A 17,219-nucleotide genomic window follows, 5' to 3' on the forward strand; every position below is an offset into this window, starting at 1 on the left:
TCATGACCGCGAGTACACTCCTCGCTCGCCGAGGGCGTGGGCGAACCGGTTGGCCGCCAGGATCAGCACCAGCCCGACCACGGCCTTGAACAGCCCGGCCGCCGCACCGTAGCCGTAGTTGCCGGTGGTGATGGAGTTGAAGTAGACGAAGGTGTCCAGCACCTCGGCGGCCTGCCGCCCCACCGCGTCGCGTTGCAGCATGAACTGCTCGAAGCCGACCGAGAGCGCGTCACCGAGCCGCAGGATCAGCAGCAGTACGATCACCGGCCGCAACCCGGGCAGCGTCACGTGCCAGAGCCGCTTCCACCGACCCGCCCCGTCGACCGCGGACGCCTCGTAGAGGTGCGGGTCGATGGTGGAGAGCGCGGCGAGGAAGACGATGGTGCCCCACCCGACGTCCTTCCACACCGTCTCGGCGGTGACCAGCACGATGAAGGTGTCCGGGTTGGACATGATGTTCCAGGGTTCGAGCCCGACGTCGCGCATCTCCTGGGCGAGCAGCCCCGCTCCGCCGAACATCTGCACGAAGAACGTGACCACCAGTACCCAGCTGAAGAAGTGCGGCAGATAGACAACGGTCTGCACGAAGCCGCGCAGCCTCGGGGAGAGGATGTTGTGCAGCATGATCGCCAGCATGATCGGCAGCGGGAAGTAGAAGACGAGCTGGAACGCGGTGATCGCCAGGGTGTTGCGCAGCGCGTCCCAGAACGCCGGGTCGCCGAAGAGCGTCTCGAAGTGGGTCGTCCCGATCCACGGACTGTTCAGGAACGCCTGTAGCGGGGTGTCCCCGGCGTACGGGTTGTAGTCCTGGAACGCGACGACGTTGCCGAGCGTCGGCAGGTAGTGGAAGACCAGCAGCAACAGGCCGGCCGGGGCGACCATCACCAGCAGCGGCCAGTCCCGGCGCAGCCGGGCCCGCAGCGGCGGCCGGTGGCGACGCCGCCTCCGGACCCGCCCGTGCCGCACCGGCCCGCGCCCCGGACCGCCGGGGACGGGCTCGGCCGGCAGACGGCCGTTCCGGGGTTGCCCCGGCACGCTCCGGAGACCCTCGCCGGACCCGGCCGGCGCGACGGTGGGGTCGACGAGCGCGTCCGGCTCGCCGGCCTGCGGGCTCACCGCGCCGGGCGGGTGGCTCCGGTCCTCACCGGTGCCACCCGCCCGGGCCGTTTCGCGGGTACTCATCGTCCGGCGTCGGCCAGCGCCTTGGCGCGGAACTCGCGGGCCTCGTCACCACCGCCGTTGCGCCACTCGGCGATGATCGTGTCGAGGTCGCCGATCGGCCGTCGGCCGCGCAGCAGGTCGGTCACCTTGTCGTCGGTCGGGACGAGGCTCGCCTTGAACCGGGCCGGCATCTCCAGCTTCAGTCCCGTCCACGGGTCCTTCTCCAGGTGCTTCACCATCTCGTTGGAGTAGTTGAGCATGTCCCGGACATAGTTCGGGGTCTGCGGGAAGGGCTGCACCACCGGGCTGCGCCCGCTGATGAAGAAGTACTGGTTCTGGATCTCCTTGAAGCCGAGGTCGGTCTTGACCGGGCCGGTGGCGGACCGGTTGTGGTGCTTGCCCTCCACCCCGAACTCGCGCAGGTTGAACTCCTGGGTGCCGAACGGCGCCGAGCACCAGTTGATCACCCGCAGCAGCTCCTCCACCCGGGCCTTGCCCAGCCCCTTCTTGATGAAGGTGTACGAGATCGGGTTGTCGTCGCCCCAGACCAGCGGATCGCCGCCGGTGGCCGAGAAGATCGGTACGGGCTGGATGTTGAAGCCGGGGGTGATCCGCTGCTGCTCGGCCTGCATCACCTGCCAGGCGCCGGGGCCGTCCTGCTTGAAGAGGATCTTGCCGCCCGCGAGGAGCTGCTTGGAGTCGGCCCCCTTGCTGGCCACCAGGTCCGGGTGGACCAGACCGGCCTGGTAGACCTTGGCCATGAACTCGACGGACTGCTTGTATTCCGGCGTCTCGTACTTGAACTCCGGCGTGCCGTCCGGCTTCAGCCGCCAACCGTCGTCGGTGCCCGGCACCTTGTGGAACATCTGGACCATCGCGAAGATGTCGTCGAACGCCCAGACTCCCTTGCCGGGGTCGGTCACCTTCTTGCCGACCTCGAAGAGTTCGTCGATCGTCTTCGGATAGCCGAGCCCGGCCGTGTCGAGCAGATCCTTGCGATAGAAGAGCGCCCACGGGAACGGCCCGTCCTTCGGGTTGGGCACCGCCATCAGCCGCTCGTTCCAGAACGCGTTCCGCCAGGCCCCGGCCGGGAAGGTGGCCAGCATCGGGTACGGGTCGATCCCGGCGCCCTTGAGAACGTCGGTGAGGTCCTCGAAGAGCGCGGCGGTCGCGTCGGCGAACCGGGGCAGCTTGGAGACCTCCCACTCCGGTACGCAGAGCAGGTCCGGCACGTCCCGGGCGCCGAGCATGGCGTTGAGCTTGTCCGCGTACGTGTTGCCGTCCTGGACGCTGAAGTTGACCTCGACGCCCAGCTCCGCGTTCACCGCCGCGAGGTACTGGCTCTGGCCGAGCCCGGGCGGCGCCGGCCCCCAGGCCGGGGTCATCGCGTTGATCCGCTGGCCGCTGCTGCCGGGTTTGTCGGCGATGGCGTCGACCAGGGTGCTCGGGAACTCGGTGTAGCCGTCCGGCACCGGACGGGTGCCGACGATGCTCGGCTTGGGGATGCCGGGCGGCAGGTCCTTCTGGTTGGGCAGCAGGCCGGCGAGCTTGTCCAGGTTCTGCGCGTCGCTGGTGGAGGCCACCTCGCCGCCGCAGCCGGCGAGCAGGCCACTGCCGACAGTCGCCGCGGTACCGAGGCCCACCAGGCCCAGGAAGTTCCGACGGTTGGTGGCGCTGCCCGGGCCGGATCGTTCCACGGGGGCGCTCCCTTCGTTATCGCCGCCCGGGTCGGCGACCCGCGCCGCAGGCGGGGGACGAACCCGTTCGGTTGCTGGGTGGGTATGGGGTAGAGTTAGTTAGTCGGTTGACTAAACAAAAGTAATCGACGGTGACCGGTGCCACAAGACACCGGAATCATGGCGCGACGGGCGAGTGTGGCCCGGCGCGTGGCGGTGCGGCATGATGGCGCATCGTCGGCAACCGGCGCGACACCGGGCCCGGAGACCGACACGCGGGGAGCGGGGCTGATCTTGTTCACGACGCAGACCGGGCCACAGCCGGCCGATCTCGCCGACGTACGGGCCACGAATCTCGCCGTCGTCCTGCGCTACGTCCGGGCGCACGCGCCCTGCTCCCGCGCCGACATCGCCGCCTCGACCGGGTTGAACAAGGCGACCGTCTCCAGCCTGGTCGCCGAACTGCTCGACCGGCGACTGGTCCGGGAGACCGGCCTGGCCGAGAACCGGATCGGCCGCCCCGCGACCATGCTGGTGGTCGACGGCGCCCCGTACGCGGCGATCGGTATCGAGGTGAGCATCGACGAGCTGACCGTGGTCGCCGTCGACCTCGCCGGCACCGAGCTGCTCTCCTGGCGGCGTGCCTTCGACAGCTCCTCCGCCTCCCCCGGCCGGGCGGTCAGCGCCATCGCGGCGCTCGCCGGCCGGGCCGTCAACCGGGTCGGCAACCAGGGCCGCGAAGTGCTCGGTCTCACCGTCGCGGTCCCCGGCCTGGTGGACGCCAGTGGCACCGTCCGGCTCGCCACCACACTCGGCTGGCGCGACCTCCCGCTCGGCGCCGACCTGCGACGCGCGCTGCGCGAGCCCGGCTACGAGGTGGTGGTGGACAACGACGCCAACCTCGCCGCGCTGGCCGAATACCGGCACGGCCCGTACGCCGGCACCGCCAACCTGGTGCACCTGACCGGCGGCGCCGGGCTCGGCGCGGGCGTGGTGGCCGACGGCCGGCTGCTGCGTGGCGGGCGCGGGTTCGCCGGCGAGTTGGGGCACGTACCCGTCGTTCCGGACGGTCCGCTCTGTCCCTGCGGCCGGCGCGGCTGCCTGGAGGCGGTGGCCGGCATCCCTGCGCTGATCCGCCAGGCGCTGCCGGACGCGGCCGAGGACGGCCCGGTCACCGACTTCGCTCCCGAGGTCGACCGGATCCGGACGAAGGCCCGCCGGGATGACCGACCCACCCTCGACGCGCTCGCCGAGATCGGCCGGCACCTGGGCCGGGGCGTCGCACTGCTGGCGAACCTGGTCAACCCCGAGGTCGTCCTGCTCGGCGGTTACTTCGCGACGCTGGCACCGTGGCTGCTCCCCGCCGCCGAGGCCGAACTGCACGCCCGCACGCTGGCTCCGGAGGCCGGCGGGGTCCGGCTGCTCGCCTCGGCCCTCGGCACCGGCGCGGCGGCGGCCGGCGGGGCGGCCCGGACCCTGGAGAACGTCGACGCGGGGCGGCTACCGCTGCGCGACCCGGATCGGCGCACCGCCCGGGATCCCGGCCCGTCCGCCCGGGTCTCCCGGAAGACACCCACCCGGTCCAGCACCACCCCGGGCGACACCGAGCCGGAGGCGAGCGCCGAACCGGCCGCGTCCGGCCCGCCGGAGCCGCAGCCCACCGACGCGCCCCGGCAACCCGCCGTACGGCGCTGACCGGTCGGACCACAACGGGTCGGCCGCCTCCACCGGCGGCACACGAGGCCGCCCCACACCCGCGGGTCGACGGGACCGTGCTGACCCAGGCCGTCCCGACCAGCCACGACGGGCTGGCCGGCCGGGTCCGGCGGGAGCGGCGGAAACCGATACCCACCAATCCGTTCGGCGCAACCCCTTGACCGGTACGGCGGCTGGTGGAAGCCTCGAAATGCTCCCTCGTGACCAGCGGGAAACCGCTATCCACGGTGGAGTATCTTTTCCCTGGCCGTCGAAGCGCTTCGAGCTTCCCGGGCTGACGGCCGCGCACCCCCGTCGCTCCATCCCGTCCCCGCCGGTTTCGAAGCGCTTCGACTTTCGCCACCACCCCGGTCTGTACCGCCGCAGCGCTAGTCGAAGATCATGGAAGGTGATATCGACCATGACCGACACGACGTTCCGCGATCCCGACCAGCCGCTCAACGTACGGGTCGCCGACCTGCTCGATCGGCTCACCCGGGCGGAGAAGATCGCCCTGCTGCACCAACGCCAGGCGCCGGTGCCCCGGCTCGGGCTGCCGGCGTTCCGGACCGGCACCGAGGCGTTGCACGGGCTGGCCTGGCTCGGCCCGGCCACCGTCTTCCCGCAGGCGCTCGGGCTCGGCAGCAGTTGGAACCCCGAGCTGATCCGGGCGGTCGGCGCGGCGGTCGGCGACGAGGTGCGGGGCCTGCACCAGAAGGACCCGACCCGGGTCGGGCTGAACGTCTGGGCGCCGGTGGTCAACCCGCTCCGCGACCCCCGGTGGGGCCGCAACGAGGAGGGCTACGCCGAGGATCCCTGGCTGACCAGTTGGCTCGGCACCGCGTACGCCCGAGGGTTGCGCGGCGACCACCCCGACTACCTGAAGACCGCGCCGACGTTGAAGCACTTCCTCGGCTACAACAACGAGACCGACCGGTGTACCACGTCGAGCAACCTGCCGCCCCGGGTGCTGTACGAGTACGAGCTGCCCGCCTTCCGGGCGCCCATCGCCACCGGGGCGGCGGTGGCCGTGATGGCGTCGTACAACCTGGTCAACGGTCGCCCCGCGCATTTGAGCCCGCTGATCGGCGCCGAACTGCGCCACTGGACCAGTGACGAGATCATGGTGGTCAGCGACGCCGGTGCCATCTCCAACATCGCCGGTGCCCAGGGCTACCATCCCGACCACCCGAGCGGTTACGCCGCCGCGCTGCGGGCCGGCATCGACAGCTTCACAGAGGACGACGAGGACTCCGGGCCGACGGTCGAGCGGCTGACCGAGGCACTGCGGCGCGGGCTGCTCGACGAGTCCGACCTGGACACGGCGGTACGACGGATCCTCACCGTCCGGTTCCGGCTCGGCGACTTCGACCCGCCGGAGCGGAACCCGTACTCGGCGATCACCGCCGACGTGATCAACTGCCCGGCGCACCAGGAGCTGGCCCGGGAGGCCGCCCGGCAGTCGCTGGTGCTGCTCCGCAACGTGGCCCGGCCCGGCACCGGAGCGATGTTGCCGCTCGACCCGGCCCGGATCGACCGGCTGGCCGTACTCGGGCCGTTGGCCGACACCCTCTACGAGGACTGGTACAGCGGCACCCTGCCGTACGCGATCACCGCCCGCGACGGGCTGGCCGCCCGCTTCGCCCCGGCGAACACGACGTACCACTGCGGCGCGGACCGGATCGCGCTGCGGATCGCCGGGGGCTACGTCCGGGCCGCCGGTGATCCGGAGGGGGCCGCGCTCCGCCTCCACCAGCTCGGCTCGGAGACCCCGTCCGGCGGCGTCGGGACGACCGGTGGCGCAGCCGGGCCGGCGACCGGCAACGCGGCGGGAGGTGACACCGGGGCAACCGGGGTGGCGGGGGCGGTGCCAACGGACGGCTGGTTCGAGGTCTTCGGCTGGGGCCAGGACGTGATCGCGCTGCGCAGCGTGGCCAACGGCCGGCACGTCGGCGCCGGCGAGGAGGATGGCCTGCTGGTCAACGACCGGCCCGGCCCGGGCGGCTGGGTGGTCCGGGAGACGTTCCGGCTGGTCGACCGGGCGGCCGGCGACCGGGTGCTGTACCACCTGGGCAGCGAGCGGTACGTCCGGATCGGCCCGGACGGTCTGCTCCGGGCCGACGCGGTCGAACCCGCCGACGGCACCGGCTTCACCGTCGAACTGGTCGCCGACGGTGCGGCCGAGGCGGCGGCGCTGGCCCGGGACGCCGACGTGGCCGTGGTGGTGCTCGGCAACCACCCGATGGTCTGCGGCCGGGAGACCGAGGACCGGGCCGACCTGGCGCTGCCGGCCGCGCAGGAGGCACTGCTCCGGGCGGTGCACGCGGCCAACCCGCGTACCGTGCTGGTGGTCAGCAGCAGCTATCCGTACGCGGTGAACTGGGCCGACGAGCATCTGCCGGCGATCCTCTGGTCGGCGCACGGCGGCCAGGAGTATGGCACCGCGCTGGCGGCCGTACTCGCCGGGGACGCCGACCCGGGTGGCCGGTTGACCCAGACCTGGTACCACGACGCGGCCGAGCTGCCCGACCTGTTCGACTACGACGTGATAGCCACCGACACTACGTATCTCTACCATCGGGGCACCCCGCTCTACCCGTTCGGCCACGGGCTCAGCTATGCCGAGTTCGCCTACTCTGACCTGCGGCTGAGCGCGGACGAGGTGGACGCGGCCGGAGAGATCGAGGTCAGCGTGCGGGTGACCAACGTCGGTTCGCGACCGGGCGACGAGGTGGTCCAGCTCTACACCCGGCAGCGGCGCTCCCGGGTCAAGCAGCCGCTGCGCCAGCTCCGCGGCTTCGCCCGGGTGAGCCTGGCCCCGGGCGCGCGGACCACGGTACGACTCCGGCTGCGGGCCGGCGAGTTGGCGCACTGGGACGTGCCCCGGGGCCGGTACGTGGTGGAGGACGCCCGGCACACCGTCGCGGTCGGCCGGTCCAGTGCCGACCTGCTGCTGACCGCCACCCTGGCGGTGCACGGCGAGCCGGTACGCCCCCGCGAGCCGCTGGCCGGTCCACTGTGGGCAGTCGACCACGACGAGTACGCCGGGACCGAGCCGCTGCCGGACGGCCCGGAGGGTGCGGCCGTGGTCGCCCGGGAGGCCGGCGGCTGGATCCGGTTCTCCCGGGTCGACTTCGGCACCGGGGTGGCCGGGTTGACCGCCCGGGTCGGCGGTCAGCAGCCGTTGCCGGACGGCGCCGAACTCGTGCTCCGGCTGGACGACCCGGTCCGGGGGCCGGTGGCCGGCACCATCCCCGTCCCGCCCACCGGCACCACCTCCGTCCCGTCCATCATCCCCGTCCCGCCCACCGGCACCGTCCCCGTCCTGGACACCGGCAGCGGCAGCGGCGAACCGGGCAGTGGCGGGCCGCCGGACGGGGTCAGTGCACCGGACCGGCAGCCGACCCGGGAGGTGACCGGCCGCTGGCACGGCGCGGCGACCGGGGTACGGGACCTGTATCTGCTCTTCGACACGCCCGGCGCTACGGTGAGCTGGTTGACCTTCATGCCACGCGTACCCGGCGAGGACGACGGCGTGCCCGGTGACCGTACCGGGAAGGAAACTGGAGGCGCCTAGTGTCCGAGTCGTCCGGTCCCACCTCGCCACGGACGCCCCGGCAGTCCACGGGTGGCCCCGCCAAGCGGGCGGACATGGTGACCATCGCGGACGTGGCCCGGCACGCCGGAGTCGCGGTCAGCACCGTGTCGTACGTGCTCAGCGGCAAGCGCGCCATCTCGGCGTCCACCCGGGAACGGGTACTGGCCAGCGTGCGCAGCCTCGGCTACCACCCGAACGCCGGGGCCCGGGCGCTGGCCAGCCGGCGGGCCAACGTGATCGCCCTGGTGCTGCCGCTGCGCTCCGGCATGCACCTGCCGGTACTCATGCAGTTCGCCACCGCCGTGGTGACCACGGCCCGGCAGTTCGACCACGACGTGCTGCTGATGACCGCCGACGAGGGCCCCGGCGGGCTGCGCCGGATCGCCGCCAGCGCGATGGTCGACGGCATCGTGCTGATGGACGTGGAGATGCACGACGTCCGGGTACCGCTGCTGCGCGACCTGGAACGCCCCAGCGTGCTGATCGGTTTCCCGGCCGACCCGTCCGGGCTGACCTGCGTCGACCTCGACTTCTACCGGGCCGGGGCGGCCTGCGTCGAGCATCTGGCCGGGCTCGGCCACCGCACGGTCGCGCTGCTCGGCGCGCCGGCGGTGGTCTACGACCGGAACACCGGTTTCGCCCACCGCACCCGGGCCGGGTTCGCCGAGACCGCGCAGCGGCACGGGATCGCGGCGGTCGCCCAGCCCTGCGAGGAGAACTTCGACGCGGTCGCCCAGGAACTCGCCGGGCTGCTGGAACGCCAGCCGGAACTGTCGGCGCTGGTGGTGCACAACGAGGCCGCGGTCGGCCAGGTGCTCGCCGCGCTGCCGGCGCTCGGCCGGCGGGTGCCGGAGGACGTCTCGGTGGTGGCGATCTGCCCGGACGAGGTCGCCGAACGGGCCAGCCCGGCGCTGACCTCGGTGCTGGTCCCGGCCGAGGAGGTCGGCCGGCAGGCGGTGTCGCTGCTGATGCGCAAGCTGGAGGAGGAGCCGGTCCCGGAGGGCACCCTGCTGCCACCCCGGCTGACCGTCCGGGCCAGTACGGCAGTCGCACCGGTCGGGCCGGCGCGGCGGGTACGCACCGGATCGCCGGCCGGCTGAACCATACGGAACACCCCGCCGCACGACCGGCCGCACGACCCGCCGCACGACCGGCCGCACCGCCCCGGGGCGCACGGCTGCTTGATCGACGGCACCGGAACTGGTCGACTCGGTGCATGGCCACGCACATGACCCCCGACGAGTTCCGCCAGCACGGGCACGCGGTCGTCGACTGGATCGCCGACTACTGGTCCACACTGGACCAGCGGCCGGTCACCTCCGCCGATCCGCCCGGCACGGTCGCCGCCCGGCTGCCGGCCGGCCCGCCCGAGCGGGGTGAGCCGTTCGACCGGCTCCTCGCCGACCTGGACACGGTGATCGCGCCCGGCCTCACCCACTGGCAGCATCCCCGGTTCTTCGGCTACTTCCCGGCGAACACCTCCGGGCCGAGCGTGCTCGGCGACCTGGTCTGCGCCGGCCTGGGCGTGCAGGGCATGCTCTGGTCGACCGGCCCGGCGTGTACCGAGGTCGAGACGGTGGTGCTGGACTGGCTGGCGGAACTGCTCGACCTGCCGGCCCGGCTCCGGTCCGGCGGCTCCGGCGGCGGGGTGATCCAGGACTCGGCCTCCTCGGCCATCCTGATCGCCGTACTGGCCGCGCTGCACCGGGCCGCGGGCGGGCGGTGGCGGGGGCACGGGGTGGAGCGGGCGTACCGGGTCTACACCTCCACCCAGGGGCACTCGGCGATCGAGAAGGCGGTCCGGATCGCCGGGCTCGGCGACGCGGGGCTGCGTACTGTCGCGGTCGATCCGGAGAGCCTGGCGATGGACCCGGCGGCGCTGCGTACCGCGATCGAGGCGGACCTGGCCGCCGGGCTGGTCCCGGCGGCGGCGGTGGCGACCATCGGCACCACCTCCACCAACGCGGTCGACCCGATCCCGGCGATCGGCGAGCTGTGCCGGGAGTACGGCCTCTGGCTGCACGTCGACGCCGCGTACGCCGGAGCCGCCGCGGTCTGCCCCGAGCTGCGGTGGTCACACGCCGGTCTGGAGTACGCCGACTCGTACTGCTTCGACCCGCACAAGTGGCTGCTCACCGGCTTCGACTGCGACGCGTTCTGGGTGGCGGACCGGGCGGAACTGGTCGAGGCGCTGACCGTGCTGCCGGAGTACCTGCGCAACGCGGCGACCGAGTCCGGCGAGGTGCTCGACTACCGCGACTGGCAGGTGTCGCTGGGGCGGCGGTTCCGGGCCCTGAAACTCTGGTTCGTGCTCCGCTGGTACGGCGCCGAGGGGCTGCGCGCACACATCCGGGAGACGATCGCGCTGGCCGGGTGGTTCGCCGAGCAGGTCCGGGCCGACCAGCGGTTCGAACTGGTGGCGCCGAGCCCGTTCGCGCTGGTCTGCTTCCGGCTGCGCGCCACGTCCGACGATGCCGCCGACGACGAGGCGAACGCCGAACTGCTGGCCCGGGTCAACGCGACCGGCCGGGCCTACCTGACGCACACCCGGGTGGGCGGTCGCTACACGCTGCGGCTGGTGCCGGGTTCGCCGTACACCCGGGAGGAGCACGTCGCACAGACGTGGCAGTTGATCACCGACGCCGCAACCGCCCACGGGCGCCAGGAAGGGCCCCGCTAGTCGACTTTCGTCGTGGCGGGGCCCTTGCCCAACTACTACTACTCAGGCGCGCAGCGCGGCGATGAACCACTCGAACATCGGTACCCGGGGCGGGAACGGCGGCCGGTCGTTGAGCACGTCCAGCAACTGCCAGTACCGCTCGACCCGGCTGTCGCTGAAGGTCTCCAGCTCGTCGGCGACCCGGACCCGCTCGTCGGCGGGAAGTCCCGGCTCCACGATCTGGTCCAGAATCGCCCGGCCCTCGGCCGAGTCGGGGGCGATCCCGTCGGCCACCGCCCGGCCGGCCTGCTCGATCACCACCGCCGCGTCGTACGGCGGCGGCCCGGCCCGGTCGCCGGGCGGCTGCGCGCCGGCCACCGCCATCTCCCGGACTCGCCGCGCGAACTCCGGATCGGCGACGAGTTCGGCGAGTTCGAGCCAGGCGTCCACCTGTGCCGGGGTGGGATCGTCGGGCAGTTCGGCGGGCAGTTGCCGCATCCCCTCGGCGATCTTCGCCCCGGACGCGTTCGGGTCGATGCCGGCGAAGGTACGGTCCACGAAGTCGTCGATCATCCGTTGCCGCTCCTGTGCGGAGAGCCGGGCCAGCTTGTTCATCACGCTCATCTCCTCGGTCGTGCTGTTCCGTCGGGCGATCGACCGCAACACTGCCCGGCGCACCTGGAGCACACGGATCTCCGCGTCCAGGGCGCGTACGTGCGCCCCGGCCACGTCGGCCAGCGTGCTCTGCCGGGCCAGGATCCGCTGCACCGTCCCGAGGTCGATCCCGAGGTCCCGGAGGGTCCGGACCAGTTCCAGCCGGGCCACCGCCTCGGTGTCGTACAGCCGGTAGCCGCCCGCGGACCGGCCGGTCGGCGGGATGACGCCGATGTCCGACCAGAAGCGGATGGTCCGGGCCGAAAGGCCGGTACGGCGGGCGAGCTGTCCGATGGTGAACAGCTCGGTGCGGTCGTTCACGGGGAAAGCATCAACCTTCCAGCCGCTGGAGACTCAAGCCCATTATCTCGGCCCGTCCCCGGCGGTGACGACCATCGGGACGATCCGGCCCGCTCAGGTCCAGGCGGCCGGGTCGGCGGCGAGGTCGCGGACCCGGTCCGGCAGCTTGCCGTTCGCCACGTCGGCGATGGTGACCAGTTCCAGGATCTCCCGCTCGCTGGCCCGCAGCGCGATCCAGACCTCCTGGAAGGCCCGCGCCGCCCCGGAGTAGCCGAGTTCCTCCGGGCGCTGCCCCCGGATGTTGGCCAACGGGCCGTCGATGACCCGGATGATCTCGGCCAGCGAGATCTCGGTCGCCGGGCGGGCAAGCCAGTAGCCGCCCTCGGGGCCACGCTGGGCGTGCACGATGCCACCCCGGCGCAGTTGCAGCAGGATGCTCTCCAGGAACTTCGGCGGGATGTCCTGGGCCCGGGCGATCTGCTCGGCGGTCAGCGGCGCCGGGCGGCGGTTCGGCCCGTCGGCGGCCTGCCCGGCGGAGCGGGACCGGCCACCGGCCACCGGGCGCGGATCCGGGCCACCCTCCTCCGCACGAGCGGCGATCTCGGCAACGGCGCGCAGCGCGTAGTCGACCCGGGCAGAGAGACGCATGTCGGAAAGGTTAACCGGCCCGGTCAGGCGCCGACCCGGCGGAGGAGCCCCTCCTGCACCGCGCTGGCGATCTGCCGGCCGTCGACCGTGAACATCCGGCCGGTGGCCAGCCCTCGGCCACCGGAGGCGGACGGGCTCCAGCAGTCGTAGAGGAACCACTCGTCGGCCCGGAACCGGCGGTGGAACCAGAGCGCGTGGTCGAGACTGGCCCCCACCAGACCGCCCGGCCCCCACACCTCGCCGTGCACCGAGAGGACCGAGTCGAGCAGGGTCAGGTCGGAGGCGTAGGTGAGCGCGCAGGCGTGCAGCAGCGGGTCGTCCGGCAGCTTGCCGTCGATCCGCATCCAGACCCGCTGGTGCGGGTCGGCCGGCCGGTCGCCGGGGCGTACCCAGCCGGGCTCGCCGACGTAGCGGACGTCGATCGGGCGGGGGATCATCGCCCAGATGCCGAGCCGTTCCGGATAGCGGGCCAGCCGGTCGGCCATGGTCGGCAGCGCCTCCGGCGCGGGCACGTCGACCGGGGCCGGGGCGTGGTGGTCGAGCCCCTCCTCCTCGTGGTGGAAGGAGGCCGACATGAAGAAGATGGGCTTGCCGTGCTGGAGCGCGACCGAGCGGCGTACCGAGAAGGAGCGGCCGTCCCGGATCTTCTCCACCTGGTATTCGATCGGCTCGGCCGGGTCGCCGGGCCGGACGAAGTAGCCGTGCAGGGAGTGCACGAACCGGGCCGGGTCGACCGTCCGGCCGGCCGCGACCAGGGCCTGGCCGGCGACCTGGCCGCCGTAGACCCGCTGCGGGCCGACCGGAGGGCTCATCCCCCGGAAGGTCATCTCGTCGAGCTGGCGGAGGTCGAGTACGTCCAGAAGCTGGTCGACCGCCGCCTGCCCGACGACCACCTCGCCGGGAGAGTCGGGGCTCACTGCCCGGTCCGACCCACCGTCGCCGGGTCGACCAGCGAACCGAGCTGGTGCACCCGCAGCGTGTTGGTGGAGCCGGGGGTACCGGACGGGGTGCCGGCGACGATCACCACGTAGTCGCCCGGGTTGGCGTGGCTGAGCCCGATCAGCGCCTGGTCGACCTGCCGGAACATGTCGTCGGTGTGCTGCACGAACGGCATCAGGAAGGTCTGCACGCCCCAGGAGAGGGCGAGCAGGTCGCGGACCTCGGGTACCGGGGTGAAGGCGAGCAGCGGCAGGTCGCAGTGCAGCCGGGAGAGCCGCCGTACGGTGTCACCGGTCTGCGAGAACGCGACCAGCGCCTTCGCCCCGATCGCCTTGGCGATCTGCGAGGCGGCGACGGTCAGCGCCCCACCGTGGGTACGCGGGTCGTGCTGGAGCCGGGGCACGCCGATCGACCCGGACTCGGTGGTGGTGACGATCTTGGCCATCGTGCTGACCGTGAGCACCGGATATTTCCCGACACTGGTCTCGCCGGAGAGCATCACCGCGTCCGCGCCGTCCAGTACCGCGTTGGCGACGTCGGACGCCTCGGCCCGGGTCGGCCGGGAATTCTCGATCATGGAGTCGAGCATCTGGGTGGCCACGATGACCGGCTTGGCGTTCTCCCGGCAGAGCTGCACCGCCCGCTTCTGCACCAGCGGCACCTGGTCGAGCGGCAACTCGACGCCGAGGTCGCCACGGGCCACCATGATGCCGTCGAAGGCGTTGACGATCGCCTCCAGGTGGATCACCGCCTCGGGCTTCTCCACCTTCGCCATCACCGGCCGGTGCACACCGACCTCGTGCATGATGCTGTGCGCCAGCTTGATGTCGTCGGGCGAGCGGACGAAGGACATCGCCACCATGTCGACACCGAGCCCGAGCGCGAAGCGCAGGTCCTCGGTGTCCTTGTCCGACATCGCCGGCACGCTGACCGCGACGTTGGGCAGCGAGACGCCCTTGTTGTTGGAGACCGCGCCACCCTCGGTGACGAGTACTCGGATGTCGTTGCCCTGCACCTCGCTGACCTCGACGGCGACCCGGCCGTCGTCGATCAGCAGCCGGTCACCCGGCTTCACCTCGGCCGGCAGCTTCTCGTAGGTGCAGGAGACCCGCTCCCGGGTGCCGAGAACGACGTCCCCGGTGATCACCACCGAGTCGCCGGTACGCCACTCGTGCGGGCCGTCGGCGAACCGGCCGAGCCGGATCTTGGGGCCCTGGAGGTCGGCGAGGACCGCGACGGCCCGACCGGTGGTGCGGGCGGCCTCGCGGACCAGGTGGTAGACCTGTTCGTGGTCGGCATGGCTGCCGTGGCTGAAGTTGAGCCGGGCTACGTCCATGCCCGCCTCGACGAGTCCGCGGATGCGCTCCGGTGAGGAGGTCGCGGGACCAAGCGTGCAGACGATCTTCGCGCGGCGTGTCACGGCCATCAGGCTAGTCTCTCTCTCGGATCGGCCCGCCGGACCCTCGGGATGCCGAAGTCTGGACCAACGTCACGCGGCTGTTGGGTGACCGGCGGGTCGTCACACCGGGACGTCGTTTGGCGGGCGTCAGCGACCGCGCGGCGCCGAGCCTACCCCCGCCGCGCCAGCGCCGTGCTCCCGGCCGGGAAGGTCCGGGTCCCGCGCGGGCGGCCTGCGGCGTCCGAGCAGAAAGTCTACGCCGCCGGCCACCAGTTCACCGCGACGTGATCTTGCCGTTATCACCCCGATATCGTCCGGCCGGACAGTCAGGCTCGATGTAGTTGATCAAGATCCGGAACCGCTGGCCGGAACCGCTGGGCCAGCCCGGTGGCCCGGTCGAGCGCCCGGACCCCGGTCGGAACGCCGACGACCAGCACCGGACCGCCCGGTCGACGCATCGCCGTCCGAGTCGCACCGATCGTCGCGAGGAGCGCCATGGCACCGACCCCGCCCACCGACGCCGAACTCAACACCCTGATCCGGGCCCGGCTGGCCAGCCTGGGCATCGACCTCGACCAGCTACCACCCGGCACCGCCGCCGACCCGGAGACCGGATCCCCCGGCCGGGACTCCGTACTCGCCTCGCTGCGCTCGTTCGTCCGGGGCACCGTGGCCGAACTGGCCGGGTACCAGTTGCCGGCGCCTGCCGGCACCGACCCGGCGCTTGCCAGGGTGCTCTCCCAGCAGGCGGCCCCGATGCTCTACCCCTCGATCAGCACGGAATGGCGGCGGTGATGACTTCCGACTTCGCACCACAGGACCGGGCCGTCGACCGGCGCGCCTTCCTGGCCCGGGCCGCCGCGCTGGCCGCCGCCGGAGCGGTCGGCGGGGCCGTCGCGCTGCCCCAGGTGGCCGCCGCACACGCCCCGGAGACCTTCGCACCCGGCGGGCCCGGCCCGGCAGGACACGATGGCACCGGAAAGCCGAACCCGGCGCTGGACCGGCCGGAGGCGTACCGGCGGCCCCGGCCCGAGGCGCTGGCCGACCCGACCGAGCTGACCGTCGCCGAGGCGGCCTGGCTGATCCGGGCCCGCCAGCTCAGCCCGGCGGAACTGGTGGCGGCGTACCTGGCGCGGATCGGGGCGTACGACCGGACGTACCAGGCGTTCAACCTGGTACTCGCGGACGCCGCGCTGGCCGCCGCCCGGGCCGCCGACCGCCGGTCGCACTCCGGCGCGCTGCACGGCATCCCGCTGGCGATCAAGGACAACTACTACACCGCCGGGGTGCCCACCACCGCCAACTCCTACCTCTTCCAGGACTTCGTACCGCCGTTCGATGCGACGGCGGTGGCGAGGCTGAAGGCGGCCGGCGGGATCGTGCTCGGCAAGACCCAGATGGGTCCGCTGGCCACCACCCGGGCCACCACCCCGGCCGGGATCGTCACCACGGTGAACGCCTGGACGCCGACCAACCCGAACACCGACCCGGGTGGCTCGTCCACCGGTACCGCCACGGCGGTCGCCGGCCGGCTGGCCAGCTCCGGCATCGGCACCCAGACCGGCGGCTCGATCACCGCGCCGTCGAACGCGCAGAACCTGACCGGGCTCAAGCCGACCATGGGCCGGGTCTCGCTGAACGGGATCATCCCGCTCAGCTACACCCGGGACCATCCCGGTCCACTGGCCCGGGACGCGAAAGACGCCGCGATCATGCTGACCGCGATGGCTGGCGAAGACCCGGCCGACCCGCGCAGCCAGGGCCTGCCGCCGGTCCCCCGGCTGATCGAGGCCGCCACCCCGGTGTACGCCGACAAGCGGGTCAAGCTGCGCTGGAAGACCCGGATCGGGGTACTCCCCGGCTACGCCACCGGCACGTCGGCGACTGCGCTGGCCCGGCAGGCGTTCCTGGCCGAACTGGCGAAGATCTCCGGGGTGACCCTGGTCGACGTGACCCTGCCGGAGGACTGGAACCTGCTCTCCGGCAACACCTTCAACAACATCCGGCTGCCGGAACGCAGCGAGCCGTTCATGCCGTACCTCCGGACCGACCTGCGCGGTTTCGGGGTCTCGGTGACGAGCTGGTTGCAGGGGGCGCTGCTCGGCGGCAACGAGTTCCTCACCGGGCAGCGGGCCAAGCTGCTCTTCCTGGAACGGGTACTGGACCAGCTCTTCGACGTCTGTGACGTGGTGGTGCAGACCGGTCCGGTGCCGTTCGACATCCTCGGCCTGCCGGAGATCGGCTTCCCGATCGGGTTCACCTCGGCCGGGGTGCCGATCGGCACCATCCTCGGCGGACTGCCGTACGGGGAGGAGCGGCTGTTGTCGGTGGTGGCCGCGTACCAGGAGGTCACCGACTGGCACTGGCGCCGGCCGGCGGACCCGCCGGCCGTGGCGGCGGACGCCCGGGCCGCCCGGGGCACGCTCGCGGCCCCCGAGCCGGACGAGTCCCGGGGCCGGCTCACCGCCGAACAGGTCGCCGAACTGACCC

General features: G+C 72.6%; 12 protein-coding genes. 6 read left to right on the forward strand and 6 right to left on the reverse strand.

The window, feature by feature from the left end; all coding sequences use genetic code 11:
- Both Pma05_RS36950 and Pma05_RS36955 read right to left on the reverse strand, forming a co-directional pair.
- Entirely contained in the window at positions 1-1,182 is a 1,182-nt protein-coding gene (locus Pma05_RS36950) for an ABC transporter permease (RefSeq protein WP_239313905.1), read from the reverse strand.
- Positions 1,179-2,858: an extracellular solute-binding protein gene (locus Pma05_RS36955; protein WP_203862173.1), complete on the reverse strand. Its 1,680-nt coding sequence runs from the start codon at positions 2,856-2,858 to the stop codon at positions 1,179-1,181. The genes Pma05_RS36950 and Pma05_RS36955 overlap by 4 nt, the downstream gene beginning before the upstream one ends.
- A 273-nt stretch (positions 2,859-3,131) precedes the next feature.
- Here Pma05_RS36955 and Pma05_RS36960 point away from each other — a divergent pair, with 273 nt between their 5' ends.
- The 4 genes from Pma05_RS36960 (at position 3,132) to Pma05_RS36975 (ending at position 10,810) form a co-directional block, all read left to right on the forward strand.
- Positions 3,132-4,532: an ROK family transcriptional regulator gene (locus Pma05_RS36960; RefSeq protein ID WP_239313907.1), complete on the forward strand. Its 1,401-nt coding sequence runs from the start codon at positions 3,132-3,134 to the stop codon at positions 4,530-4,532.
- A gap of 421 nt (positions 4,533-4,953) precedes the next feature.
- The gene (locus tag Pma05_RS36965) at positions 4,954-8,109 is read left to right on the forward strand and encodes a glycoside hydrolase family 3 protein (RefSeq protein WP_203862175.1); all 3,156 of its coding nucleotides are present in this window, start codon (positions 4,954-4,956) and stop codon (positions 8,107-8,109) included.
- Complete coding sequence (locus tag Pma05_RS36970; protein WP_239313909.1) at positions 8,109-9,230, forward strand: LacI family DNA-binding transcriptional regulator; 1,122 nt, start codon at positions 8,109-8,111, stop codon at positions 9,228-9,230. Before Pma05_RS36965 ends, Pma05_RS36970 begins: the two co-directional genes overlap by 1 nt.
- Positions 9,231-9,346: 116 nt before the next feature.
- Entirely contained in the window at positions 9,347-10,810 is a 1,464-nt protein-coding gene (locus Pma05_RS36975) for a pyridoxal phosphate-dependent decarboxylase family protein (RefSeq protein ID WP_239313911.1), read from the forward strand.
- Between the two features lie 42 nt (positions 10,811-10,852).
- On the opposite strand, the gene Pma05_RS36980 is transcribed toward Pma05_RS36975, so the two are convergent.
- From Pma05_RS36980 to pyk, 4 genes are all read right to left on the reverse strand, one after another.
- Complete coding sequence (locus Pma05_RS36980; RefSeq protein WP_203862176.1) at positions 10,853-11,764, reverse strand: MerR family transcriptional regulator; 912 nt, start codon at positions 11,762-11,764, stop codon at positions 10,853-10,855.
- Between the two features lie 93 nt (positions 11,765-11,857).
- Positions 11,858-12,391, reverse strand: coding sequence for an RrF2 family transcriptional regulator (locus Pma05_RS36985; protein WP_203862177.1), 534 nt, complete (start codon positions 12,389-12,391; stop codon positions 11,858-11,860).
- A gap of 23 nt (positions 12,392-12,414) precedes the next feature.
- Positions 12,415-13,308: an acyl-CoA thioesterase gene (locus tag Pma05_RS36990; protein WP_372441621.1), complete on the reverse strand. Its 894-nt coding sequence runs from the start codon at positions 13,306-13,308 to the stop codon at positions 12,415-12,417.
- A complete protein-coding gene (gene pyk / locus Pma05_RS36995; protein ID WP_203862178.1) occupies positions 13,305-14,756 on the reverse strand; it encodes a pyruvate kinase in 1,452 nt (483 codons plus the stop codon). The genes Pma05_RS36990 and pyk overlap by 4 nt, the downstream gene beginning before the upstream one ends.
- A gap of 468 nt (positions 14,757-15,224) precedes the next feature.
- On the opposite strand from pyk, the gene Pma05_RS37000 reads away from it, so the two are divergent.
- Together Pma05_RS37000 and Pma05_RS37005 are read left to right on the forward strand one after the other, a co-directional pair.
- Positions 15,225-15,524, forward strand: coding sequence for a hypothetical protein (locus Pma05_RS37000; protein ID WP_203862179.1), 300 nt, complete (start codon positions 15,225-15,227; stop codon positions 15,522-15,524).
- Positions 15,524-17,219, forward strand: a 1,696-nt coding sequence (locus Pma05_RS37005; protein WP_203862180.1) for an amidase, incomplete at its 3' end; no start/stop codon positions are given. The genes Pma05_RS37000 and Pma05_RS37005, both read left to right, overlap by 1 nt.

The organism is Plantactinospora mayteni (assembly GCF_016862935.1).
Classification (GTDB): Bacteria; Actinomycetota; Actinomycetes; order Mycobacteriales; family Micromonosporaceae; genus Plantactinospora; species Plantactinospora mayteni.

Excerpts from the sequence above, each read along its gene's own strand:
- Pma05_RS36950 (WP_239313905.1), bottom strand. The coding sequence starts at position 1,182 with ATGAGTACCCGCGAAACGGCCCGGGCGGGTGGCACCGGTGAGGACCGG.
- Pma05_RS36965 (WP_203862175.1), top strand. The coding sequence starts at position 4,954 with ATGACCGACACGACGTTCCGCGATCCCGACCAGCCGCTCAACGTACGG.
- Pma05_RS36975 (WP_239313911.1), top strand. The coding sequence starts at position 9,347 with ATGGCCACGCACATGACCCCCGACGAGTTCCGCCAGCACGGGCACGCG.
- Pma05_RS36985 (WP_203862177.1), bottom strand. The coding sequence starts at position 12,391 with ATGCGTCTCTCTGCCCGGGTCGACTACGCGCTGCGCGCCGTTGCCGAG.
- pyk (WP_203862178.1), bottom strand. The coding sequence starts at position 14,756 with ATGGCCGTGACACGCCGCGCGAAGATCGTCTGCACGCTTGGTCCCGCG.
- Pma05_RS37000 (WP_203862179.1), top strand. The coding sequence starts at position 15,225 with ATGGCACCGACCCCGCCCACCGACGCCGAACTCAACACCCTGATCCGG.